Origin of the sequence: Burkholderia sp. Tr-862 (assembly GCF_011753085.1) — a bacterium.
GTDB lineage: Bacteria > Pseudomonadota > Gammaproteobacteria > Burkholderiales > Burkholderiaceae > Burkholderia > Burkholderia ambifaria.
In genome coordinates this window covers 1-728 of record NZ_VWWG01000400.1, presented here as the reverse complement: position 1 = coordinate 728, position 728 = coordinate 1, and the positions used below count along the sequence as shown (strand labels likewise).

The window sequence follows — 728 nt, the reverse complement described above, 5'->3', positions numbered from 1 at the left end:
GTCTTGCCGTAGCCGGCCGGCGCCTGCACGAGCATCACGGGCCGGGCGTCGAACGCCGGCGCAGCGAGGCTCAGCCGCGCACGCGCGAGCAACTGCGCCGGCACGCGCGGCGCGGTCGTCTTCAGCACGAGTTCGGTGGGGGGCGCGTCGGCGCGATCGGGTGGGTGGGCCATCGGGGCAGCAGTGGGATTCCGGCGATGCCGTGCGGGCCAGCGTCCGGGGTGGGCGTGGGGGGAAGGATCGGTCGAACCGCGCTCGCGCGTCAATCCCCCCCGCGACGAGTGGGGCCGCGCCTCCGCGCGGTCGATAGCATGGGTTCCGAAGCGTGACGAACGCAACTGAATGAATGCAATTCACCTATGCAACGAGGAGCGGACCATGAACATCGTATCGACCGGCGCGCGACACAGCGTGCCGAGCGCCGGATAAGCGGAGCGGCACGATGTATCGCCATCTGCTCGTGACGGTCGACGGCGTGCCCGGCGGCATCGACGCGATCGGCCATGCGCTGGAGCTGGCGCGTGCGGTCGGCGCGCGGGTCACGTTCGTGCTGTCGGGCACCGCGCCGGACTCGCGTTTATCCGGAGCGCGGATGCCGCGACACGATGCGAAAGTGGAAGCCGCCGCGCGGGCGCAGGGCCTGTCACATGCGATCGCGGGGGCCGGCCATCCGGGGGCCGGCCACCCGGCGGCCGGCGACACGTCGCCCGCCACGCCGATCAGGTCGA

Annotated in this window: 1 protein-coding gene and 1 pseudogene; one reads left to right on the top strand and one right to left on the bottom strand. The window is 72.4% G+C overall.

Annotation, left to right across the window (positions count from 1 at the left end; translation table 11 throughout):
- Window positions 1–344: pseudogene (locus tag F3J14_RS36035) on the bottom strand (LuxR family transcriptional regulator); the annotation flags it as partial.
- Between the two features lie 98 nt (window positions 345–442).
- On the opposite strand from F3J14_RS36035, the gene F3J14_RS35120 reads away from it, so the two are divergent.
- On the top strand, window positions 443–728 hold a 286-nt coding region (locus tag F3J14_RS35120; protein ID WP_166726779.1), incomplete at its 3' end, for a universal stress protein.